22 protein-coding genes and 1 pseudogene are annotated in these 22,087 nt (G+C 59.8%); 9 read left to right on the top strand and 14 right to left on the bottom strand.

Annotation, left to right across the window (positions count from 1 at the left end; genetic code table 11):
* Nucleotide 1: 1 nt before the first annotated feature.
* Complete coding sequence (locus CLU84_RS19830) at nucleotides 2–1,000, bottom strand: tripartite tricarboxylate transporter substrate binding protein (protein WP_099739656.1); 999 nt, start codon at nucleotides 998–1,000, stop codon at nucleotides 2–4.
* 300 nt (nucleotides 1,001–1,300) lie between these two features.
* On the opposite strand from CLU84_RS19830, the gene CLU84_RS19825 reads away from it, so the two are divergent.
* Nucleotides 1,301–2,728: an FAD-binding oxidoreductase gene (locus CLU84_RS19825; protein ID WP_099739655.1), complete on the top strand. Its 1,428-nt coding sequence runs from the start codon at nucleotides 1,301–1,303 to the stop codon at nucleotides 2,726–2,728.
* Nucleotides 2,729–2,813: 85 nt separating this feature from the next.
* Here the strand turns inward: CLU84_RS19825 and CLU84_RS19820 are convergent, their stop codons facing one another.
* Together CLU84_RS19820 and CLU84_RS19815 are read right to left on the bottom strand one after the other, a co-directional pair.
* Nucleotides 2,814–3,641 (bottom strand): hypothetical protein, encoded by an 828-nt coding sequence (locus CLU84_RS19820; RefSeq protein WP_099740066.1) that lies wholly within the window; start codon nucleotides 3,639–3,641, stop codon nucleotides 2,814–2,816.
* 47 nt (nucleotides 3,642–3,688) lie between these two features.
* Nucleotides 3,689–4,291 carry a tetratricopeptide repeat protein gene (locus tag CLU84_RS19815; RefSeq protein WP_099739654.1) on the bottom strand — a complete coding sequence of 201 codons (603 nt, stop codon included), beginning with the start codon at nucleotides 4,289–4,291 and terminating at the stop codon, nucleotides 3,689–3,691.
* A 222-nt stretch (nucleotides 4,292–4,513) separates the two neighbouring features.
* Here CLU84_RS19815 and CLU84_RS19810 point away from each other — a divergent pair, with 222 nt between their 5' ends.
* Nucleotides 4,514–5,266, top strand: a complete 753-nt coding sequence (locus tag CLU84_RS19810) for a methyltransferase type 12 (protein WP_099739652.1) — start codon at nucleotides 4,514–4,516, stop codon at nucleotides 5,264–5,266.
* A gap of 7 nt (nucleotides 5,267–5,273) precedes the next feature.
* Here the strand turns inward: CLU84_RS19810 and CLU84_RS19805 are convergent, their stop codons facing one another.
* The 5 genes and pseudogenes from CLU84_RS19805 to CLU84_RS19785 all read right to left on the bottom strand — a co-directional run bounded on the left by CLU84_RS19805 (nucleotide 5,274) and on the right by CLU84_RS19785 (nucleotide 9,103).
* Entirely contained in the window at nucleotides 5,274–5,609 is a 336-nt protein-coding gene (locus CLU84_RS19805; protein ID WP_099739651.1) for a cytochrome c, read from the bottom strand.
* 90 nt (nucleotides 5,610–5,699) lie between these two features.
* Nucleotides 5,700–6,910 (bottom strand): annotated as a pseudogene (locus CLU84_RS19800) (sulfite oxidase).
* A 48-nt stretch (nucleotides 6,911–6,958) separates the two neighbouring features.
* Nucleotides 6,959–7,537 (bottom strand): hypothetical protein, encoded by a 579-nt coding sequence (locus CLU84_RS19795; protein WP_099739650.1) that lies wholly within the window; start codon nucleotides 7,535–7,537, stop codon nucleotides 6,959–6,961.
* On the bottom strand, nucleotides 7,534–8,103 hold the full coding sequence (locus CLU84_RS19790; RefSeq protein WP_099739649.1) for an RNA polymerase sigma factor: 570 nt from the start codon (nucleotides 8,101–8,103) through the stop codon (nucleotides 7,534–7,536). The genes CLU84_RS19795 and CLU84_RS19790 overlap by 4 nt, the downstream gene beginning before the upstream one ends.
* Nucleotides 8,104–8,221: 118 nt before the next feature.
* On the bottom strand, nucleotides 8,222–9,103 hold the full coding sequence (locus tag CLU84_RS19785; protein ID WP_099739647.1) for a helix-turn-helix domain-containing protein: 882 nt from the start codon (nucleotides 9,101–9,103) through the stop codon (nucleotides 8,222–8,224).
* Between the two features lie 77 nt (nucleotides 9,104–9,180).
* Between CLU84_RS19785 and CLU84_RS19780 the strand changes: the two genes are divergently transcribed.
* The 3 genes from CLU84_RS19780 (at nucleotide 9,181) to CLU84_RS19770 (ending at nucleotide 12,931) form a co-directional block, all read left to right on the top strand.
* Nucleotides 9,181–10,458, top strand: coding sequence for an MFS transporter (locus tag CLU84_RS19780; protein ID WP_099739645.1), 1,278 nt, complete (start codon nucleotides 9,181–9,183; stop codon nucleotides 10,456–10,458).
* 164 nt (nucleotides 10,459–10,622) lie between these two features.
* The gene (locus CLU84_RS19775) at nucleotides 10,623–11,897 is read left to right on the top strand and encodes a M20/M25/M40 family metallo-hydrolase (protein ID WP_099739643.1); all 1,275 of its coding nucleotides are present in this window, start codon (nucleotides 10,623–10,625) and stop codon (nucleotides 11,895–11,897) included.
* A 257-nt stretch (nucleotides 11,898–12,154) separates the two neighbouring features.
* Nucleotides 12,155–12,931 (top strand): class II aldolase/adducin family protein, encoded by a 777-nt coding sequence (locus tag CLU84_RS19770; protein ID WP_099739641.1) that lies wholly within the window; start codon nucleotides 12,155–12,157, stop codon nucleotides 12,929–12,931.
* 64 nt (nucleotides 12,932–12,995) lie between these two features.
* Here CLU84_RS19770 and CLU84_RS19765 read toward each other — a convergent pair whose 3' ends face one another.
* The 6 genes from CLU84_RS19765 to mnmG form a co-directional block, all read right to left on the bottom strand.
* The gene (locus CLU84_RS19765; RefSeq protein ID WP_099739639.1) at nucleotides 12,996–13,925 is read right to left on the bottom strand and encodes a ParB/RepB/Spo0J family partition protein; all 930 of its coding nucleotides are present in this window, start codon (nucleotides 13,923–13,925) and stop codon (nucleotides 12,996–12,998) included.
* 15 nt (nucleotides 13,926–13,940) lie between these two features.
* The gene (locus CLU84_RS19760; protein WP_099739637.1) at nucleotides 13,941–14,489 is read right to left on the bottom strand and encodes an alpha/beta hydrolase; all 549 of its coding nucleotides are present in this window, start codon (nucleotides 14,487–14,489) and stop codon (nucleotides 13,941–13,943) included.
* Between the two features lie 51 nt (nucleotides 14,490–14,540).
* Complete coding sequence (locus CLU84_RS19755) at nucleotides 14,541–15,311, bottom strand: ParA family protein (protein WP_099739635.1); 771 nt, start codon at nucleotides 15,309–15,311, stop codon at nucleotides 14,541–14,543.
* 13 nt (nucleotides 15,312–15,324) lie between these two features.
* On the bottom strand, nucleotides 15,325–15,936 hold the full coding sequence (locus tag CLU84_RS19750; RefSeq protein WP_099739633.1) for a LysE family translocator: 612 nt from the start codon (nucleotides 15,934–15,936) through the stop codon (nucleotides 15,325–15,327).
* 223 nt (nucleotides 15,937–16,159) lie between these two features.
* Nucleotides 16,160–16,819 (bottom strand): 16S rRNA (guanine(527)-N(7))-methyltransferase RsmG, encoded by a 660-nt coding sequence (rsmG, locus tag CLU84_RS19745; RefSeq protein WP_099739632.1) that lies wholly within the window; start codon nucleotides 16,817–16,819, stop codon nucleotides 16,160–16,162.
* On the bottom strand, nucleotides 16,816–18,780 hold the full coding sequence (mnmG, locus tag CLU84_RS19740; RefSeq protein ID WP_099739630.1) for a tRNA uridine-5-carboxymethylaminomethyl(34) synthesis enzyme MnmG: 1,965 nt from the start codon (nucleotides 18,778–18,780) through the stop codon (nucleotides 16,816–16,818). The genes rsmG and mnmG overlap by 4 nt, the downstream gene beginning before the upstream one ends.
* Nucleotides 18,781–19,032: 252 nt before the next feature.
* On the opposite strand from mnmG, the gene CLU84_RS19735 reads away from it, so the two are divergent.
* From CLU84_RS19735 to CLU84_RS19720, 4 genes are all read left to right on the top strand, one after another.
* Entirely contained in the window at nucleotides 19,033–19,608 is a 576-nt protein-coding gene (locus CLU84_RS19735) for an NADPH-dependent FMN reductase (RefSeq protein WP_099739629.1), read from the top strand.
* A gap of 90 nt (nucleotides 19,609–19,698) precedes the next feature.
* Complete coding sequence (locus CLU84_RS19730; protein WP_158235248.1) at nucleotides 19,699–20,103, top strand: BLUF domain-containing protein; 405 nt, start codon at nucleotides 19,699–19,701, stop codon at nucleotides 20,101–20,103.
* Nucleotides 20,104–20,204: 101 nt separating this feature from the next.
* Nucleotides 20,205–20,813 (top strand): glutathione transferase GstA, encoded by a 609-nt coding sequence (gstA, locus tag CLU84_RS19725; RefSeq protein ID WP_099739625.1) that lies wholly within the window; start codon nucleotides 20,205–20,207, stop codon nucleotides 20,811–20,813.
* 66 nt (nucleotides 20,814–20,879) lie between these two features.
* On the top strand, nucleotides 20,880–21,998 hold the full coding sequence (locus CLU84_RS19720) for an alkene reductase (RefSeq protein ID WP_099739624.1): 1,119 nt from the start codon (nucleotides 20,880–20,882) through the stop codon (nucleotides 21,996–21,998).
* Nucleotides 21,999–22,087: the final 89 nt, after the last annotated feature.

Below are 22,087 nucleotides of genomic sequence, written 5' to 3'. Positions count from 1 at the left end.
TTTAAAGTCGAGCACCAGTTTTTTTGGCAATCCCTGCCCATGCCTGATGCTGGTCAGGAATCAATTTGCTGAAGGCGGATGCTTCCATGTCGCGCATCACAAAACCCTGTGTTTCAAGCGACTGCGCAAAGTCGGCGCGGGCGCTGATCTGCCGCACGGCGGTAGCGATTTTTTCGCCCAATGCCTTGGGTAATCCAGCGGGGGCCGATATGCCGACAAAGTTTTCGGACACCAGCTGTGCCAGACCCAGCTCGGCCACGCTGGGCACTGCGGGAGCTTGCGCAACACGGCGTGGCGAGGTCAAGGCCAGCAGCTTGAGCCGCCCCTGTTTTTGCAGCGCGATGTTCTGCGGCAACGCATCAATGGCGATCTTGATATGGCCGCTGAGCAGGTCTGCGCGCATGGGCCCTGCACCGCGATAGGGCACATGCTCCATGGGTAGCTTCAGCGTCTGTGCAAACTGCTCACCCACCAGATGCCCAACCGAGGCCGCGCCGCCACTGCCAAAGGCCACGGGGGCCGGCTGCTCCTTGATCCAGCTCACCAGTTCGCTCAAGGTGTTGACAGGCACCGATGGATGGACGGCGAACACCGTGGGCACTGCACCGATATAGGCCAGGTGCTCAAAGCTGCGCACGGGGTCGTAACCGGGACTTTGCAGCAGCGAAGGAGCAATCGACATAGCGGCCGAGTTGGAGACCAGCAGCGTGTAGCCGTCATTGGCACTGTGGGCCACGATCTGCGCCCCTATAGAGGAGCCAGCGCCGGGCTTGTTTTCAATGACGATGCTCTGCCCCAGCTTCTCGGAAAGCAGAGGTGCCAGAACACGCGCCACGATATCGCTGGAACCACCGGGTGGAAAGGTCACAACCAGCTTGATAGGCCGCGTCGGCCAGGGCTGCGTCTGTACCGCTCGTGCAGACATGGCACCACCAAAAACGCATGCCGCCGATACACCCGCAAGCCCCTGTATGAATGATCTGCGACCTGTATCGCGCATAGCTCCGCCCTCTGAACTGCTTGTGGTTTGAAGCGAGCTCTGCAGCGCACGCCATAAGGCTTCCCAATATAGGCATGCCCCCCTCAAACGCTAAACAGTCATTTCTCATTAGCTAGAGCAAAACTTATCTATAAGCCAACAGCAGCACGCTTTTGGTCATCGCGTATACGCGATGCCAGCCAGTCCCAGCAGACACGCGGATCGACACTTGCGCAGACTTGAGCACGACCGTTCTAGTACGCAATACGTACAACGCCCGCGCAGCTGCGGTGGTATTCTTTTTCTCCTCTGGAGACCCTGATGAACGCACCCGTTGCCCCTACCGTGCTGCAGCCTGAATTTGTGCAGCGCCCGATTCCTGATGAATTTTTGCAAGCCCTGTCCGCACGCTTTGACGGCCAGTGCTCTACCGCTCTGGCGGTACGCGAGCAGCATGGCCGCGATGAAGGCTCGATTGCCGCGCCACCACCGGCTGCCGTGGTGTTTGCCGAGTCCACCAAGGACGTGCAAGACGCTGTCAAGCTCTGCGACCAGTACGGCGCTCCCGTGATTGCCTATGGCGCTGGCTCGTCGCTGGAAGGCCATTTGCTGGCCGTGCAAGGCGGCATCACCATCGATGTGAGTCGCATGAAGCAGGTGCTTTCGGTCAACACCGAAGACCTGACGATTACTGTGCAGCCTGGCATCACGCGCAAGGCGCTCAACGATGCGATCAAGGACACGGGCTTCTTCTTCCCCATAGACCCCGGTGCTGATGCATCGATTGGCGGAATGACATCTACCCGCGCCAGCGGCACCAATGCCGTGCGCTACGGCACTATGCGCGAGAACGTGCTGGCTCTCGAGGTGGTAACGGCCAATGGCGACGTGATCCGCACCGGCAACCGTGCCAAGAAGAGCGCCGCAGGCTACGACCTGACACGCCTGATGGTGGGCAGCGAAGGCACGCTGGGCATCTTCACCGAGATCACGCTGCGCATCTATCCGCTGCCTGAAGCAGTGAGTGCGGCCATCTGCTCTTTTGTCAGCATAGAGAACGCGGTGCACACCGTGATTCAGACCATTCAGATGGGCATTCCGATTGCTCGCGTGGAGCTGGTGGATGTGAATTCCGTGCGCATGGTCAACGCCTACAGCAAGCTGGATCTGCGTGAAGAACCCATGCTGCTGATGGAGTTCCACGGCTCGCCAACGGGCGTGAAAGAGCAAGCGGAAATGGTGCAGGACATTGCCAATGAATTTGGTGGCAATGCCTTTGAATGGGCAGAACGCCCCGAAGACCGCACACGCCTGTTTACCGCACGTCACAACGCCTACTTTGCCGCCGTGTCCAGCGTGCCCGGCTGCCGCTGTATCACCACCGATGCCTGCGTGCCCATCAGCCGCCTGGCCGATGCATTGCTGGAGTGCGTGACCGAGGCTGATGCCAGCGGCATTCCCTACTTCCTGGTGGGCCACGTGGGCGATGGCAACTTCCACTTCGGCTATTTGATCGACCCCGATAACGATGCCCAGCGCCAGCAGGGCGAGCAGCTCAACCACCAGCTGGTAGCACGCGCCATTGCGCTGGGCGGTACCTGCACGGGCGAACATGGCATTGGCATCCACAAGCAGGACTTTTTGCTCGAAGAAGCCGGTGCTGGCGCGGTGCAGATGATGCGGGCCATCAAGCAGGCACTTGACCCCAAGAACATTCTCAACCCCGGCAAGATCTTTCAGCTTCAATAAGCAGAGCCGCCAACGCTTTATCGATAAGCGAAAGCATGAAAAAAGGGCCTGAATATTCAGGCCCTTTTTTGTCGCTGGAGCGAGCTTACTTGCCGACCTTCAGCTGGCCGCCACGACCCAGGCCGCCCTTGACTTCCTGTGCCTTGTAATTGCGCAGAGAGATCACCATGTTGTTGTAGGCGTCCATGAAAGCGGCCACGGTGGCCTTGCCTTCGGGCGAGCGCGAGAAGCCGCCCAGGCCACCGCCCACACCGCCGCCGAACGCACCCATGGCAGCACCGAAGTTGGTGGCCGTGGCATTGCCTTCGGAAATCGAGATCTGCACGCCGGAGCGGATGTCGAACATGCTCAGCGTCACCACCGAAGCCTTGCTCTGCATGGCGCCGCCAATCAACGAGCCCACGTTGCCGAACAGGCCGCCCACGCCGGCAGCCAGCTGACCGGTGGCATCGTTGTCGATGATGATGGAAGGCTCCATGTAGTAGTCAGCAGCCACGCGCTGGCCCTTTTGCTGCTTGGAGCCGGCACGGAATTCACCGGAGTTGCGCTGCTTGTCGGTAATGGCAGACATCTTGCTTTCCGTGCGGTTGTTGCCGACGGAAGTGATCACAAAGCAGTTGGACTGCTGCACGGCCAGACGGATCAGCGGCTCAATGGTCGTGATCTTGGTCGCAGCGCCAAAGCTGGCATACCACTCCTTGCCGCGACCATCGTCCACCGCCAGCGTGCCCAGAGGTGCATCGCAACGCTCCAGCGTGGGATTGGCATTCACGCTGGTTGCGCCGCCCGCTGCACCGGTTGCCGCTGTGGGCGCTGTGCCGGTCGAGATGGTGCCGCCACCGGGAGTCACACAGCCCCCCAGTGCCAGTGCGGATGCGATGGCTGCAAGGCGCAGCGTTGTCTTCTTGGACATATTGATGCTTTCTAACAAAAATGAAAAACCAACCCGCTGATCTGCGATCAGCGCCAGTACCAACCCGATGAACCCCAGCTCATGTAATAAGGTCCGCTTATGTACCAGGTGTTCCAGGACTTGCGCTCGTCTTCAATGGCCTGATAGCGTGCCTGCGCATTCTGTTTGGCTGCCTGTGCCTGAGGCAGCAGGCGCTTGGCTTCCTTGAAGCCCTTGGCCGCTGCGCGCGACAGCCAGGCCTCGGCTTCTGCGGGGTCTGGCCCCATCTCCTCAAACCCCAGCAGGTACAGGCGTCCCAGCGCAAACTGCGCATTGCCATTGCCTGCATCACCGGCCTTGCGCATCCATTCAATGGCCTGATAGCTGTTGCGCTCCACTCCATCGCCGCGCAGATAGCGCAGACCCAGGTCATAGGCCGCACGAGGATCTGACTCGGCCTTCTGCTCCAGCGCCAGACGGCGGCGCTCGGCTTCAGGATTGACGGGCTCGCCACGGAAGGTCGCCACATTGCGCGGCAGATCTGAACAGTTATTGCCTTCGCACAGACGCACGGTAGGCGACGTCGGTGCAAGCTGGTCTTGCGGCGACTGCGCAGCGCAACCTGCCAGTGCAAGAGCGGCCAAAGAAAGGCTTGGTAGAACCAGGCGCATGAATATCTCCCCTTGATTTTCAGCCGGTGAAACCGAAAAAGTATACCGAAGCAGTTTGCGCAGGTTTTTACGCATTCTTGACAATACTTGCCAAATCGCTCAGTCCGTCTTCATAAGAAGCCCCAAATTAATAGCTACAGGCGATTGATTTGATTTCTTAATAGCTTATTTGCCGCTCATATCAGATGCTGCCCATGCTCTGGGCTGGTAAATATCAGATCTATGTTTAAACATCTGCCCTCGCTGATCTGGCCTTTGCCCGCCTTGCTGACCTGGCTGCTCTCCTGGGTCATTTTTTTTGGATGCAGCCGTGTCGCTCCCTGGTGGCTGGCCCTGTTGCTAGCGGGCGTCGTCAGCTCACTCGCCAGCCTCTGGGGCCATAGCTGGTGGCGTCGGCTGATGATTGCAGCGGGGTTTCCTCTGTCCTTTGTGGTGCTCAGCGCCAGCCAGTTGCCCGCGTGGGGCTGGTTGCTGCCACTGGCTTTGCTGCTACTGATCTACCCCATCAACGCCTGGCGTGATGCGCCCGTCTTCCCTACGCCAGCGCTTGCGCTGCAGGGGCTGGCAAAGGTGGTGAAACTGCCTGAGCAAGCTGTGGTGCTGGATGCTGGATGTGGCCTGGGAGATGGCCTGCGCGCACTGCGCAGCGAACTGCCAGATGCGCGCTTGCAAGGTCTTGAATGGAGCTGGCCGTTAACGCTGGCCTGCGCTCTGCGCTGCCCTTGGGCGCGTGTGCGGCGCGGCGATATCTGGCTGGCGGACTGGAGCGGCTACCAGCTGGTCTATCTCTTCCAGCGACCCGAGAGCATGGGCCGCGCAGCCGTCAAGGCGGCGACCGAGATGCAGCCCGGCAGCTGGCTGGTCAGCCTGGACTTCCAGCTGCCGGGGGTGGAGGCTACGGCCTGCCTCGAAGGCAACAGCCGCCACAAGGTGTGGATCTACGCCATGCCGCTGGATGACGCAGAACGCAGCTGATACGGTCTTACTTGGCGCCGCCGCTGGCCTTGCTCACGTACAGCGCCACTGCGGCAATGTCGGCTTCGCTCATGGTGGCCTTGAAAGAAGGCATGGCACCAATGCCATCCTTCAGCGCGCGGGCCACACGGGCGGCATCGGGCTGCAGCTCGTCCAGCACAGGGCCGATAGCGCCTTCGGTACCAGCGTCCTTCAGGGTGTGGCACACGGCACAGGCAGGGACCGAAGCCGTAATAAACAGCTCTTTGCCGCGCGCCATCTGGGCCGCTTGATCGGCATGTGCCGCTGTGCCCACAAAGGCGGTCAACACCAGAGCGGCGAGGGTGTAGTTAGTCTTGATCATTGTTTTTGGGAAATGCAATTCATCGGGGACTGAATGCATGCCCAGTGCCACAGGTAGCGGCACCGGGCATGAGGGGTACAGACGCGGCGATCAGGCCACGGTGACGGTCACGGCGTGATCGGCCCAGCTGGTGTTGTTGTAGCCGCTCTGGTTTTCACCACGCGTTTCGGGCTGCACATTGCCCTTGACGTCAGTCGCGCGGCTGGCCAGCTGGTAAGTGCCCTTGGGCAGCTGTGCCTGCAGCACAAACTGGCGCCATGCGAACTTGCCCATATCGGGGCCCACCAGACGGGCCTGCTTCCAGGTCTTGCCGCCGTCGATGGAGACTTCAACCCCCTTGACGGCGTTCATGCCGCCAAAGGCCACGCCCTGAATCTGCACCGTGCCAGCCGCCTGATTGCCGTCTTCAGGAATAGGGCTGTTGATCCACGACTTGACGCTCATCTCCTGCACCGAAGGCTGGCTGGGGTCACCCTTGCTGCCGGGGGGCGAGATGCGGTAGCCGTGCGACATGATGTGCGCTTCGCTTTCCTTGGCGGTGAAAGCCAGCTGCTTGACGTACTTGATGTTGTTCACGCCGGTGTAGCCGGGCACGATCAGGCGCAGCGGGCCACCGTGAGCCAGTGACACGGGCTCGCCATTCATCTCCCAGGCCAGCAGCGCATCCTCCATGGCTGCCAGCGGCACGGAGCGCTCTACGATCACGCTCTTGGGGTCCAGACCTGCGGGCAGCACTTCGCCGCCGGTGCCAGTCATGTAGACCATGCCGTCGGCCACGCCACCCAGGGCCTTGACCACGTCACGCACGGGCACGCCGCTCCAGACCACACAGCCTGCAGCACCTACGGTCCACTGCGTGCCGCTGGGCTTGCTGGGGAAGAAGCCACGGCCATTGCCCGAGCATTGCAGCACCATGGTCACCGTCTCCAGACCCATGGACTTGAGCTCGCGCACCGTCAGTTGCTTGGGCTTTTTGACGCCCTCAATCTGCACGGCCCATGCATCACGGTCAGCCACGATGGATTCGGGGGGGTGGGCAGGTTGTTGCGCACGTACAGCTGATTGGTTGGCGTGATCACGCTGGAGCCAAACGCGCTGCGCTTGGTCTCGATGGTGGTGGAACCGTGCACGATCACCGCGTCTGCATTTTTGAAGCTGGCATAGCCGGGCAAGGGCTTGGCGGCGGGCGCTGCGGCTTGTGCCATGGCCTGGTTCTGGAAGCTGGCCAGACCCGCTGCGGCCAAAGCGCTGGCGCTACCAGCGAGCAGGCGACGGCGGGGCAGAGATGTGGGTTGTTGCATGGTGTCTCCTCGTTACTTATGGTTAAGGGTGGGGCGAATGAATACGGCTCAGCTATCGGCCTGGCCCAGCGCGCGCGATGCGACGGCCAGAGCCTGTTTCTTCTGTGCAATCAGCACCAGCGGGCGGCCCTCGCGTGAACGCACTACCTGCCAGTAGGTGTTAGCCCACCAGCCCTGCCCGTCGGCAAGCTGCAGGGGCTGGTCGAAGGCCAGTACGGTAACGATGCCGCCTTTTTCAAAGAAGGTCGTCAGGTGATACGCCCGGCTGCCATCGATATCGCAGGGGCGCATCAGCTGGGTGTAGCCGGGCAGCTTCTGGTCTGCAGGCCAGTCCATGTGTTTGGCGATCTCGGCCTCTGGGACGAACTGGCCGCGCAGCGTGCGCTCGTAGTACTCATGCTCAATGGCCGAGCGCACCATCTCTGGCGGGCGCATGGCAAACACGCCGCCGGTGACAGACCCACCCACCAGCAGCGCCGCAAACATGCGCTTTACGCCGCTGTGCGAGTACCAAGGAGTGTGGCGCAGCAGGTGCCCAGGGGCTTCACCGGGCTCGAAGGCCAGCGCCAGCTCGGCTCGGGCGCGCAGGTCAAAGGCGGTTTCGTCGGGGCGATCTTGGTGTTTCATGGTGTGCGCTTTCTCAGCGGAATCACGCTGGCCGCAGCGGGGGCGGAAGAAGAGTCGTCATGGCGGGGAACTGCTGCGCGTGCAGGCTCTTGCAGCGCGGTCTTGAGCGCATCACGCGCCCTTGCCAGACGCGAGAGCACGGTGCCGGGGGCAATGTCCAGCGCCTCGGCCATCAACGCCGTGGTCATGTCGTCAAAGTAGTAAAGCACCAGCACTTCGCGGTGAATAGGAGCGATGCGTCCCAGCGCCTTGACCACGTCCAGCTGCGCATCCAGCGCATCGTGGTGGTTGATGCTCTCTTCGTTCGATTCATCCAGCGGCTGAGCCTGTAGTTGCGCAGGATCAAAGTGGCGAAAGGCATGGCGGCGCATGATCTGGAACAGCCAGGCACGGGCCATGCTCTGGTCCCGCAACTGGTGCCTGAAGCGCCAGGCGCTGGTGAAGCAGTCCTGCACCACGTCTTCGGCGGTGGCGCGCGAGCCCGTCAGCGCCCAGGCGCTGCGCAGCAAAAAACGGTAATGCTCACGTACCCACTGGTTGTAGCGCGACTCGGCGGAGAAGATCATGGTGCTAAAGAGCGCAGGGCCGCCGCTTTCATTCCATGCGGCTGCAAATATTTTTGAGCTGCGGCACAAGAATTCACGTCAAAAAAGCCTCAAGCCCTTGTACATCAAGCGCAAGCAGCTATAACTTTTGCGTATGCATGCCAAAGAACTGGGCGGGCGGCATACCCACCGTGCGGCGCACCATGGCGCTGAAGGCGCTGGGGCTGTAGTCCAGCTCGGCCGCTATGCGCTGAATGGGCCAGTTGCGCGCCGCCAGACTCACGGCATGGGCCAGCACCACTTGCTGGCGCCACTGGGTAAAACTGCACTCAAGCTGCTGACGGAACAGACGCGCCACGGTGCGCGGGCTGGCCCCTGTGTCACGAGCCCAGTCTTCCAGCGTTTCAAAGCGCGTGGGGTCTTCCAGCACGGCCTCGCACAGCAGGCGCAGGCGCTTGTCCTGCGGCAGGTTCACACCCAGCTGCACGGCGCTGGCGCGGCGCAGTTCATCGAGCAGCAGCTCGCTCAAATGATGCTCGCGCGCCTTGTCCTGGTCAGACAGGTTCAGGCTGTCATCGGGCACCGTGGGCAGCTCGCGCACCACGGCGCGCAGCAGGTCTGAGGCATTGAGCACACGGCATTGCCGCCAGGCGATTTCTTCCTCCGGCCCCACATCAGGGCCGCAGCGGCCATGGGTCTGAAAAAAGTACAGGGTGCGCAGATCGGCGCTTTCCACCATGGTCACCGCATGCTCCATGCCCGGCGGCACCCATAGCGCACGCGATGGCGGCACGATGTATGTGCCTTGCGCCACCGTGAGCCGGATGGTGCCCGTGGTAGAGATGGCCAGTTGCCCCCAGGGGTGGCGATGCGGCTTGACCTGGGTATCGGCCTCCAGCCAGCGGCATTTGGCACGCACCGGGCGCTCGGCCGTTGGCACATAGAGATGCGGCGTCAGCGTCTCCACATAGGCGGTGGCTTTGCCCGCACGCAGCGGCTCTGGCGCTTGAAGGCTGGTCATGATGGTTGGCTTACCCGCGATAGCAATTGGCAGACTATCGCATACAAGACGCAAGCCTTCTGCCTAAGATGCGACATATGACCCGCCCTGCCTCTACAACACCTCAAAACCAGGCGCCAGAGACGCTGCGCAGCGATGCGCGCACGATTGGCCTCATCGGCCTTGCTCACGGCTCCTCGCACTTCTTTCACCTGCTGCTGCCGCCGCTGTTCCCATGGCTGATCAAGGATTTTGGCTACAGCTATTCAGAACTCAGCGTGCTGGTCTCGCTGTTCTTCATTGTCTCCGGCACCGGGCAGGCGCTGGCCGGCTTTGCGGTAGACCGTTTTGGCGCGCGCCCCATTCTGTTTGCCGCGCTGGGCAGTTTCACGGTCGCGGGTCTGATCGCCAGCACGGCACAGGGCTATGCCATGCTGCTGGCCGCGTCGTTCTTTGCGGGTCTGGGCAATGCGCCCTTCCACCCAGTGGACTTCACCATTCTGAACAAGCGCGTATCGCAGCAGCGCATAGGCCATGCCTTCTCGGTACACGGCCTGTCGGGCAATATCGGCTGGGCACTGGCACCCGTGTTCATGGCGGGCATCACCACCGCTACCGGCTCCTGGCGCACGGCCTGCTTTTGCGGTGCCATGTGGGCACTGGTGGTGCTGGTCATCATGGTGCTCAACCGCGATGCACTGAATGACCGCGCTGACGCAATCAAAGCCGCGGACAAGCCCGCCGTAGCCGTTGCGGCCCCGCAAGAGCACCCCATGGCCTTCATGAAACTGCCGTCGGTGTGGCTGTGCTTCTCCTTCTTCTTCTGGAGCACCTGCGCGCTCAGCGCCATCCAGACCTTTGCCAGCCCCGCCATGCAGTCCATGTACGGCCTACCACTGTCGGTCACAGCACTGATCGTCACCGGCTACATGCTCTGCGGCGCAGCCGGCATGGTGGTTGGCGGCTTTCTGGTAGGCCGCGTGAAGCGACTGGAGACAGTGATCTCGATCTGCATGCTGGGCTCAGGCCTGCTGCTGTTCATCGTCGGCACGGGCTGGCTACCCGCCATGGTGGCCGTGGTGGTTGCATCGCTGGCGGGTCTGGGTACCGGCCTTGCAGGGCCATCACGAGACATGCTCATCAAGCGCGCAGCGCCCCCCGGCGCGACAGGCCGCGTCTATGGCACGGTGTATTCGGGTCTGGATCTGGGCTTCTGTCTGGCCGCCCCCGTGTTTGGCTACATGCTTGATCATCAGATGAACAACGCGGTGTTCTACGGCTCGGCCATTGCGCTGGTGCTGTCCGTGGTGTCGGCCGTCATCGTGGGTGATGGCGTCAGCAAGAAAAGCAAGGCCGCTCTGGCTCCCGCAGCCTGATTGACTGGCCCGGCCATATGCACCCCACAAGCCCTGTACGCGAACGCTGCAGGGCTTTTTTGCACCCATCCCGCCTAGCGTAAATCCCAATACGCAACTTCTCAAAACACGCTAATCGGCTGCTAAGCTGATTCGCACTATTCATAGACCTCAGGAGACTTTTCATGCCCTCTTCCCCCTTGCTGCGCACCCTGCCTCTGGCGCTGGTACTGGCCTTTGGTGCGGCCCATGCCGCGCCTCAGGCCGAGCTACTGGAGCAGGCTAAAAAAGAGCAGCAACCCTATCTGGATACGCTGCGTGATCTGGTGCACATCGAGTCTGGCAGCAAGGATGTGGAAGGCGTGAAAAAGATTGCCGAATACATCGCCGGCAAGCTGCGCGCACAGGGAGCCAAGGCCGAGGTGATCGAGCCCACCGACATCTACCGACTGGATGACACGCCCGAGAAAGTCGGCCCCATGGTGCACGCCGAATTCAAGGGCAAAGGCACAAGCCGCATCATGCTGATTGCGCACATGGACACGGTCTATCTGCCCGGCATGCTCAAAGACCAGCCGTTTCGCGTTGACGGCGACAAGGCCTATGGTCTGGGTATTGCAGACGACAAACAAGGCGTGGCGCTGATCATGCATATCGCCCCGCTGCTCAAGAAGCTGGGCATAGACAACTACGGCACGCTGACCGTGCTGATCAACGGCGATGAAGAAATCAGCTCGCCCGGCGCACGCAACACCATCACGCGTCTGGGTGCCGAGCAGGATGCCGTGTTCAGCTTTGAAGGAGGCGGCACCGACGGCAGCCTGCGTCTGGCCACCAGCGGCATTGGCTCGGCCTATCTGAAGGTGATTGGCAAGGCATCGCACGCAGGCGCCAAGCCCGAAGACGGCGTGAATTCGCTGTACGAAATCTCGCACCAGATTTTGCAGATGAAGGATCTGTCCAAGCCCGAGCAAGGACTCAAGCTGAACTGGACCGTCTCCAAAGCCGGCACCAATCGCAATGTGGTCCCAGCAGAATCCACCGCTCAGGCCGATGCCCGCGCACTGCGCGTTGAAGATTTTGGCGCGCTGGAAAAAGCCATGCGCGAGAAGATCAGCCACAAGCTGCTGCCCGCCAGCAAGGTGGAGCTGAAGTTTGAAGTGCGCCGCCCACCGCTGGAGGCCAATGCCGTCGCGCTCAAGCTGGCCAAGCACGCGCAAGGCATTTACGACAAGGAACTGCAACTGCCCATGAAGGTCATGGACAAGGCAACGGGCGGCGGCACAGATGCAGCCTTTGCCGCACTCAAGGCCAAGGGCGGTGTGATTGAAGGCTTTGGCCTGTCGGGCTATGGCGCACACTCCAACGATGCCGAATATGTGCAGATCAGCACCATCGCTCCGCGCCTGTATCTCGCAGCGCGCATGATTCAGGACCTGTCGCAAGGCCAGATCAAGTGAGAATTTTTTGATAGCTTCCAACGCTTGATTTGCATTGATTTCAAGTCTGAAGCGATCTAAAAACCATAAGGAGCTTGCGCTGCAAGCTCCTTTTTTATGGGCGGGTGCAATGTAAGCCGTGGCTAAAGACTGTGGCTGTCTGATTCCTGTGCTCAAGGCGAATGCCAACACCTCATTCCCGCTTCTGTCACCTAGCCAACAGACTGCAGCCAGGCGAGTCTCTACATTCAAGGCATCAACGATGAAAGAGAGCCGCCATGACATCCGCACCCAGCCTGAATATCCCCAGCGTGCAGCATCTGGTCAGCCCCGAGGAGTGGCAGCTGCGCGTGGACCTCGCGGCCTGTTACCGGCTGGTGGCGCTGTATGGCTGGAGCGATCTGGTCTTCACCCATATCAGCGCCAGGCTACCGGGGCCTGAGCACCACTTTCTCATCAACCCCTACGGGCTGATGTTTGACGAGATCACGGCCTCATCCCTCATCAAGGTGGACCTGGGCTGCAACAAACTCATGGACTCGCCCTTCCCCGTAAACCCTGCGGGCTTCGTCATTCACAGCGCCGTGCATGAAGCGCGGGCCGATGCGCAATGCGTGATTCATACCCACACGCGTGCCGGCGTAGCAGTCGCTGCGCAGAAGAATGGCCTGCTGCCCATCAGCCAGCAAAGCACGTTTGTGCTGGGCTCGCTGGCCTATCACGGCTATGAAGGCGTGGCCTTCCGCGAAGAGGAAAAGCCAAGGCTGGTCGCAGACATGAGCGGGGCCAATTTCCTCATGCTGCGCAACCACGGCTTGCTGGTCTGCGGCAGCACGATTGCCGATGCATTTCTATCGATGTACGTGTTTGAATCGGCTTGCCAAATTCAAATTTCGGCCCAGTCCGGCGGCACTGAACTGACGCAGGTTCATCCACAAATCATTGAAGGCGTGGCCCATGCGATGAAGGTGCAAACCGGTGGGCTGGGCGGCCAGTTTGCATGGCCGGCACTGCTGCGCAAACTCCACAAAACAGACCCCAGCTACAGCCATTAAAACGCAGCTGCTGAATGCAAAAGAGCATCCGTGAGGATGCTCTTTTTTATTTTTTAAGCCTCAATCAGACTTCGCCGCGCAGCTTTTCGATGATGCCGTTCAGCTCTTCGAGCGAGCCAAACTGAATGGCAATTTCGCCCATTTCATGCAGCTTGCCTTGGCGGCGCACGGTCTTCTTGATGCGCACTTCCACATCGGCAGTCAGCAGGTCAGACAGCTCTTCTTCGATGCGTTTGACGTCGCGTGACTTGCCATCCTTCTTGACCTTCTGGCGCGTGAGATTGAACTCGGCACCAATCTTTTTAACCAGCGATTCCGCCTCGCGCACCGACATTTTCTTGGCGGCAATCTGGTTGCCCGCCGTGATCTGAGTGGCGCGGTCCAGCGCCAGCAGCGCACGGGCGTGGCCCATGTCGATATCGCCAGCCATCAGCATGGTCTGCACAGGTTCAGCCAGATTCAGCAAGCGCAGCAAATTGGTGGCTGCGCTGCGCGAGCGGCCCACCGCCTGTGCAGTCTGCTCATGGGTCAGGCCAAACTCCTTGACCAGACGGGCAAGGCCTTGCGCCTCCTCCAGCGGGTTCAGGTCTTCGCGCTGAATATTCTCAATCAGCGCCATCGCAGCGGCAGCTTCATCAGGGACTTCGCGCACCAGCACCGGCACCTCGGCCAGACCCGCGATATGCGCGGCACGAAAACGGCGTTCACCGGCAATGATTTCGTACTTGCCCGAATGCTCGCCCTTGCTGAGCTGGCGCACCAGAATCGGCTGCATGATGCCCTGCACCTTGATGCTTTCGGCCAGTTCGTACAGCGCGCCTTCATCCATGCGCGTGCGCGGCTGGTACTGGCCTGCCACCATCACATTGAGCGCCAGTGTGCTGGGCAAATTCGCCACAGCACCGCTGACAGTGCTAGCTTCTTTTTCGCTGACCTTGGGGCCCAGCAGGGCTTCCAGACCACGTCCCAGGCCCTTGGGTTTCTTAGTCACCATTGCTGAAATCTTTCCTTAAAGGGTCTTGAGTAGCGCAAGGCCGTCATCCCAGAGTCCTAATCCGCTGGCGGTGTTGATATGGCCCGCAGCGCCTGCATTCACAAAGCGGCTGCCCCAGCCATCGGCCATGGTCTGCGCCCGCGCCAGAGAGCAATTCGGGTCGTTGTCGCTGCCCACCAGTATCGATGGGAAGGGTAGCTTCTGCAGCAGCACAGGCGACCAGCCGGACAGTACTCCGCGCAGGCCTTCCTGCTCCGTATCACCGGGTGCCACCAGCAAAGCGCCGCGCACCTTGGTCTTGGCGACCTGCGAATGTGCAGCCCACCACGCCACCAGCACGCAGCCCAGACTGTGCGCTACCAGCGTGACGGGGCCGGGGGCATCAAGCACAGTCTCTTGCAGCCGAATGCTCCAGTCACCGCGCAGCGGGTGCTGCCAGTTGTGCTGCTCCAGCCGCTGAAAGCCAAATTGCTGCTGCCATAGGCTCTGCCAGTGACCGGCGTCCGAGTTTTGCCAACCGGGAAGCAGCCAGACATCCTGCGGATTCAATGCTTCAGATGTCATAGCTGCAAGCGCTTGATTGATATGGGGTCGTGTGCTGTTTCACGTGAAACATCACTTCTTCTTGATGCGACGCACCATTTCTTCCGCAAACTCGACAAAGGCCTTGCTGCCCTTGGCAGATGCATCAAACACCACGCCGGGCAGGCCGTAGCTGGGTGCTTCGGCCAGGCGCACATTGCGCGGAATCACGGTGTCGAACACCTTGTCGCCAAAGTGTTCCTTGAGCTGGTCGCTGACCTGCTGCTGCAGCGTGGTGCGCGGATCAAACATCACGCGCAGCAGGCCGATGATCTCCAGATCAGGGTTCATATTGGCGTGCACCTGCTTGATGGTGTTGACCAGATCGGTCAGGCCTTCCAGCGCAAAGTATTCACACTGCATGGGCACGATCACGCCGTGGGCGGAGCACAGGCCGTTCAAGGTCAGCATGGACAGCGAGGGCGGGCAGTCAATCAACACAAAGTCGTAATCGGCGTTCACGCTTTGCAGCGCGGTCCTGAGGCGGTCATTGCGGCGCTCCAGCGACACCAACTCAATCTCGGCACCCGACAGCTCGCGGTTGGCACCCAGAACGTCATAGCCCACCTGCTCGGACTTGATGGCCACTTCCTTGATGCTGGCGTTTTCCAGCAGCACGTCATAGACCGTCAGCTCCAGTGCGCGCTTGTCCACCCCTGACCCCATGGTGGCATTGCCCTGGGGGTCCAGGTCAATCAACAGCACACGTTGGCCGACCTTGGCCAAGCCCGCGGCGAGATTGACCGTGGTGGTGGTCTTGCCCACTCCACCCTTTTGATTGGCAACGCAGAAAATTTTGGCCATTGAACTTCTCTTTTTAGTTGGCGGCCAGCTTGAGGCCAAAACCGATCAGAAACACTCCGGCTGTTTTTTCCAGCCACTTCACCACCGCAGGGTTGGCACGCAAACGCTCTGCCAGCAGCTTCGTCAGCGTCACCACGATGACGCTGTAAATCAAAGTAATCACCGCAACTGTGGCTGCCATCACGCCAAAGGTGACGACTCCCTGATGCTTTGCAGGATCCACAAACATGGGGAAAAATGCCATATAGAACACGATGGCCTTGGGGTTCATCAAGGTGATCAGCGCACCCTGGCGAAAATACTGGCGTGGCTGAATATCAATGGCCGGGGCATCGCCGGGCTTGGCCGTCAACAGCTTGTAGCCCAGCCAGGCCAGATAAGCCGCCCCTACCCATTGCACCGCATTGAACGCCGCTGGATAGGCAGCCAGCACTGCCGCCACACCGGCAACGGCCAGCCACATCAGCACCTGATCGGCAGCCATCACCCCCAGACAGCATGCGATACCGCCCCTCCATCCGCCCTTGCCTGTCGAGGTAATCAAGGCCAGATTACCGGGCCCTGGTATCAGCAAGAAAACGGTGACGGCCGCAGCAAAAGCGCCGTAATCAGAGATGCCAAACATTCAAACCCTGCGCGATGGAAAACAGCAAGTTTATGCGAGGGCCATCACTAACGCATCTGCATTGCACAGATGTTGCTTGCTTCAGTGTGTAAAAAACCATTTTGCTGTCGCCCATCTGCGACTGACACGCTATCGCCCCAGACCAGAGACGCCGAGCAAGGGCCGCCCTGCGGCGAAGGCGTCGTCCCCCTTTCAGGGGGAAGCGGCAAAGCCGCTCAGGGGGTTACTCAATTTTCATCCAGATCACGCAGCGCTCGACATCCAAGCCAGGAACCTGCAAAGGTTCCACGTGAAACACCTGCACGTCGGCAGGCAGGGCTGTAATCTCTTCATCGGGATGTTTGGCCTTCATGGCAAACCAGATACCGCCGTCGGCCAATGCCTTGCGCGACCAGGTAGTGAAATCCACCAACGATGCAAAAGCACGGCAGCTAATGACAGGGTACTGGGTCTTGAGGTTTTCCACCCGGTCATGAATGCCGTGCAGATTAGGCAAGCGCAGCGACGCCGCCACTTGCTGAATGAAGGCCGCTTTCTTGCCCACGGTGTCCACACAGTTCACATCGATCTGTGGGCAGCAGATGGCAAAAACCACGCCGGGTAAGCCGCCGCCCGAGCCAACGTCCAGCAAAGGCAGTCGCTTGCCCTCTTCTACCGGAAGCGTATTCACATGGCGCAGCAGAGCGGGTACCGCGGTCAGACTGTCGAGCAAATGATGCGTCAGCATTTCCTGCGGGTCACGCACGGAGGTCAGGTTGTAGACCTTGTTCCACTTCTGCAGCAGATCCATGAAGGACATAAGCAGATCAACCTGTGTAGAAGCCAGCTCCAGCTTCAGCGCCTGAATGCCTTGTTCGAGTTGGGTACGCAATGCCTGGCTCATGCCGATGCCTCTTCATTCTGTGCGGTGAAGCCCTTGAAGCCGCCTTTTTTCAGGTGAACCAAGAGCAGCGAGATAGCTGCGGGTGTCACCCCGGACATACGGGAAGCCTGACCCAGTGTTTCAGGGCGATGCTTTTGCAGCGTCTGACGCACTTCAAAAGACAGGGCTGAGACCGACATGTAGTCAAAGTCCGCAGGCAGGCGCAGACGCTCAAAATGCGCAGCACGCTCCACCTCATCTTTTTGGCGATCGATATAGCCGGAGTACTTGGCCGTAATCTCCACCTGCTCAATAACCGAAGCACTTAGCTCACCCAGAGCCTCGGGCAGAACGGCGGCAGTTGCGTACTGGCCTTCGTTCATGCTCGCGAGCTTTTCGTAATCGACACCGGGGCGGCGCAGCAGATCGAACAGGTTGTATTCGCGCTCCATGGCCTTGCCTAGTACTCGCTCAGCCTCTTCGTTCGACACCACGCGGGGGTTCACCCAGGTGGACTTGAGGCGCTCTGTTTCACGTGAAACAGCTTCGCGCTTGCGACTGAATGAATCCCAGCGGGCATCGTCAACCAGACCCATGCGGCGACCTTGTTCGGTCAAGCGCATGTCGGCGTTGTCTTCACGCAGCTGCAGACGGAACTCAGCGCGGCTGGTGAACATGCGATAGGGCTCGTTCACACCCTTGGTAATCAGATCATCGACCAGTACCCCCAGATAGGCTTCATCGCGCCCGGGCATCCATGGGCCTTCACCACGGCATTGCAGCGCGGCGTTCAGGCCTGCGAACAAACCTTGGGCTGCCGCCTCTTCATAGCCAGTCGTACCGTTGATCTGACCCGCAAAAAACAGCCCCTGAATCTGCTTGGTCTCAAAGCTGCTCTTGAGCGAGCGAGGGTCAAAGTAGTCGTACTCGATGGCGTAGCCAGGTCGCAGGATATGCGCGTTCTCCATGCCCTTCATGCTGCGCACCAGTTCGTACTGAATGTCGAATGGCAGGCTGGTGGAGATGCCGTTGGGATAGAACTCGTTGGTAGTCAGTCCTTCGGGTTCCAGGAAAATCTGGTGGCTTTCCTTGTCGGCAAAGCGATTGATTTTGTCTTCCACGCTAGGGCAGTAGCGTGGGCCCACGCCCTCGATCTTGCCGGTGAACATGGGGCTGCGATCAAAACCGCTGCGAATGATCTCGTGGGTGCGCGCATTGGTATGCGTGATCCAGCAGGGCATCTGCTTGGGGTGCATGGCGCGGTTGCCCATGAAGCTGAACACGGGCACTTCGCCCTCGTTCACGCCTCCGGGCATGCCGTCACCGGGCTGCTCGTCACACTGGCGGAAATCGATGGAGCGACCATCAATCCGAGGAGGCGTTCCGGTCTTGAGGCGGCCCTGGGGCAGCTTCAGCTCCTTCAAGCGAGCAGACAGCGACACGGCGGGAGGATCACCAGCACGGCCAGCCGCGTAATTGTTCAGACCCACGTGGATCTTGCCGTCAAGAAAAGTCCCAGCCGTCAGCACCACGGTGCGGCTGCGGAACTTGAGGCCGACCTGGGTCACGGCACCGACCACACGGTCACCCTCGACCATCAGGTCATCAACGGCCTGCTGAAACAGCCAGAGATTCGGCTGGTTCTCCAGCATCTCGCGGATGGCTGCCTTATACAAAATACGGTCAGCCTGAGCACGCGTAGCGCGCACGGCAGGGCCTTTGGAGCTGTTCAAGATGCGGAACTGAATACCGCCCTTGTCTGTGGCCAATGCCATGGCACCGCCCAGCGCATCAACCTCTTTGACCAGATGGCCCTTGCCAATACCGCCGATGCTGGGGTTGCAGCTCATCTGCCCCAGGGTTTCGATATTGTGGGTCAGCAGCAATGTTTTGCTGCCCATACGCGCAGCGGCCAGCGCAGCCTCGGTGCCGGCATGGCCGCCACCGACCACGATCACATCAAATTCCTGTGGGTACAACATGTTCTTGCTCCGGGGCCTCGCCCGGCCCTTGCCCCTGCACGAAGCAACCATGCCTCGGCTCTCATGGCAGGCAGACATGTGTTCATCTCATGTCCTGCCCTGCGGGGAACCCGCAATTTTCCCACCATTGCCGCAACAATGCCTTGGCAAGGGTTGAGGCAGGTGTTTCACGTGAAACATGAACCCTGGCGTTTGCCCTGAGAGGCCTATTTTTGAAGGAAAAATGCGCCGGCCCTGTGCTGCAATGACAGCATGAACATCCTCATTTTTGCGGGCAGTACCCGCCAAGAATCGTACAACCGCAAGTTGGCCAAGGCGGCTGCGGCTATTGCAGAGCAACAAGGCGCACAAGCCACGTTGCTGGAACTTTCGGACTTTGATATTCCGCTCTACAACGCGGATCTGGAAGCTCGCGGCACACCTGCCGATGTCATCCGGCTCAAGCAGGCCATGCACAGCCATTCGGCCTGGATTATCTGCAGCCCTGAGTACAACGGCAGCTATCCTGCCCTGCTTAAAAATGCCATCGACTGGGCCTCCAGCCCCGTGAAGGGCGATGCTCTGTGGTCTGACGGCACGCTGCCCTTTCGCAACAAGGTAGTAGGCATGGCCAGTGCTTCGCCGGGTGGCATGGGTGGGCTGCGCGCCCAGTCACACCTCGCCCCACTGCTATTGAATCTGCAATGCTGGGTTGCACCGCGCAGCCATGCGGTGGCACATGCCGCTGATGCGTTTGATATGCAAAACCAGCTGCAGCGCAGCCATGATCAACAGGCCATGCAGGCCTTGGTCGAGCAAGTCCTATGGGCTGCACGACGGTTTCAATAAGGCAAGCTGGTTATTGCGGAATACTTTTCACCTAAAAAATAGGTTTCATCCTCTACGATCAAGCCATCTCAACCTCTATCAAGATTGACCGTGTCTACAGCCTCCGCACTTCACGCTTTTCTGTACTGCAGTGTTTTCGAACCGTCGCAGCCTGTTGAGTGCGTGGGCGACATCGTTCGCACATCGCGGGAAAAGAACCTGCATTTAGGACTGACCGGTATTCTGATTTTTGATGGTTCCCGTTTTTGCCAGTACCTGGAAGGTCCGGCACAAAAGCTGGAGGATGTACTGACCAGCATCAAAAAAGATCAGCGGCACATGGATGTAAAGCTACAGCTGCATGGCCCCATGCAGGCAGAGCGCAAGTTCAAAGGCTGGTCCATCGCATATGCCGAAGTGGATGAGGAAATATCTCTGGCACAGATGTCAACGGCCAGTGGCAACGACGCCTTGCTCTACCTGAACGATCTCTTGCCCAGTCTGGATCTTTGTTGACCCACCTGGAGACGGGTCACTGTCAGCCTCCTGCATGTCGCAGAAGCGTATCCGGTTTAGCATGGCGGCTTGTCTTTTCAACTGAACGAAAGCCACTCACCATGAAGCTTTACTACAGCCCCGGCGCCTGCTCAATGTCTCCGCACATCGTGCTGCATGAAGCAGGCCTGCAGCATGAGGCCGTAATGGTCAGCACCAAGAGCCACAAGCTCCAGGATGGCACTGACTACTACAGCATCAATCCTCTGGGCTATGTGCCCTTTCTGGTGCTGGATAACGGAGACACCTTGCACGAAGGTCCCGCCATCGTGCAATACCTTGCGGATCTGGCCCCCGAAAAGAACCTGGCGCCTGCCAATGGCACCATGGCGCGATATCACCTGCAGGAGTGGCTGAACTTCATCGGTACCGAAGTGCACAAGGCTTTCGGCCCCCTCTTCAACCCGACGACTCCTGAAGACTTCAAGCCTACGGTGCGTGCCAATGTGCTCACGCGCCTGAGCTGGGTCAATGAGCAACTGGCCAACAAATCCTTTCTGATGGGCGACCAATTCACCGTGGCCGATGCCTATCTGTTCACCGTGACAGGTTGGGCCCAATTTGTGGGTCTGGATATCTCCAGCCTCAAGCACCTTGCAGCCTACCGTGAGAGCATTCTGGCCCGCCCATCGGTACAGGCAACCATGAAGGCCGAAGGCCTGATCAAGTAAATTTTCCGCATCTGTTTACAAAAAAGCTCGGTCATTCATCGGGCTTTTTTTCATCTGGAGCTTTGCATGCCCTCTCTGTTTGATCCGATTGAAGCAGGTAGCCTGCGCCTGCCCAACCGCATTGCCATGGCGCCACTGACGCGTAACCGGGCACCTAATGCGGTGCCCACACCGGCAATGCAGACTTACTATGTACAGCGCGCCTCGGCAGGTCTGCTGATCAGCGAAGGCACGGCCATCAGCGCGCAGGCTCAGGGCTACTCTGACGTGCCCGGCCTCTATAGTGAAGAGCAGCTGCAGGCCTGGAAAAAAGTGACCCACGCCGTTCATGCAAAGGGCGGTCGCATCGTCACCCAGCTCTGGCATGTAGGCCGTATTTCTCATACGACACTGCAGCCCGGCAACCACGCGCCTGTTGCGCCATCGGCCTTGACTGCCCAGTCCAAGACCTATTTGATCGACCCAAAGACTGGCGAGGGCAACTTCCTCCCCACCTCTGCACCGCGCGCACTGCAGTCTGAGGAGCTTCCGGGAATCGTCCACAGCTTCACCGTTGCCGCAGTTGAGGCCGTTAAATCTGCCGGTTTTGATGGTGTGGAGCTGCATGCCGCCAATGGCTATCTGCTTGATCAATTCCTCAAAACCAGCACCAATAACCGTACCGACGATTACGGCGGCAGCATCGAAAACCGCTGCCGTCTGGTGCGCGAATGCATGCTCTCTGTGGCCGATGCCATTGGCGGCGGCAAGGTGGGCATTCGCATCTCGCCCGTCACTCCGGCCAACGACATTACGGACGAAAACCCGCAAGCGCTGTTTGAGCATCTGATGCGCCAGCTGGCTCCACTGGGCCTGTCCTATATCCACGTAATTGAAGGCTCGACCGGTGGCCCGCGCGAGCTGGCTGACAGGCCGTTTGACTACCACGCACTCAAGCAGGCCTACCGCACCGCAGGTGGCAAGGGCGCGTGGATGGTCAACAACGGCTATGACCGACAGATGGCCATGAACGCCGTTGAAAGCGGTTACGCCGACGTGGTGGCCTTTGGCAAAGCCTATATCTCCAACCCCGATCTGGTGCACCGCCTGCAGGCCAATCTGCCGCTCAATGCGTGGGACAGCAAACGCTTTTATGGCGGTGGCGAAGACGGCTATACCGACTACCCTGCTATCGCTCATTCATAGTTAAAACAGCTTCCAGCGCTTTCATTGATTGCGCTGGCAGCTACTGAATTGAAAGCAAAAAGCCCGGCGCATTGCTGCAACCGGGCTTT

Origin of the sequence: Comamonas sp. 26 (genome assembly GCF_002754475.1) — a bacterium.
In the GTDB taxonomy this organism is placed as follows: Bacteria; Pseudomonadota; Gammaproteobacteria; order Burkholderiales; family Burkholderiaceae_C; genus Comamonas.
The sequence above is the reverse complement of the archived record's forward strand: the minus strand, read 5'-3'. Positions and strand labels throughout refer to the sequence as shown.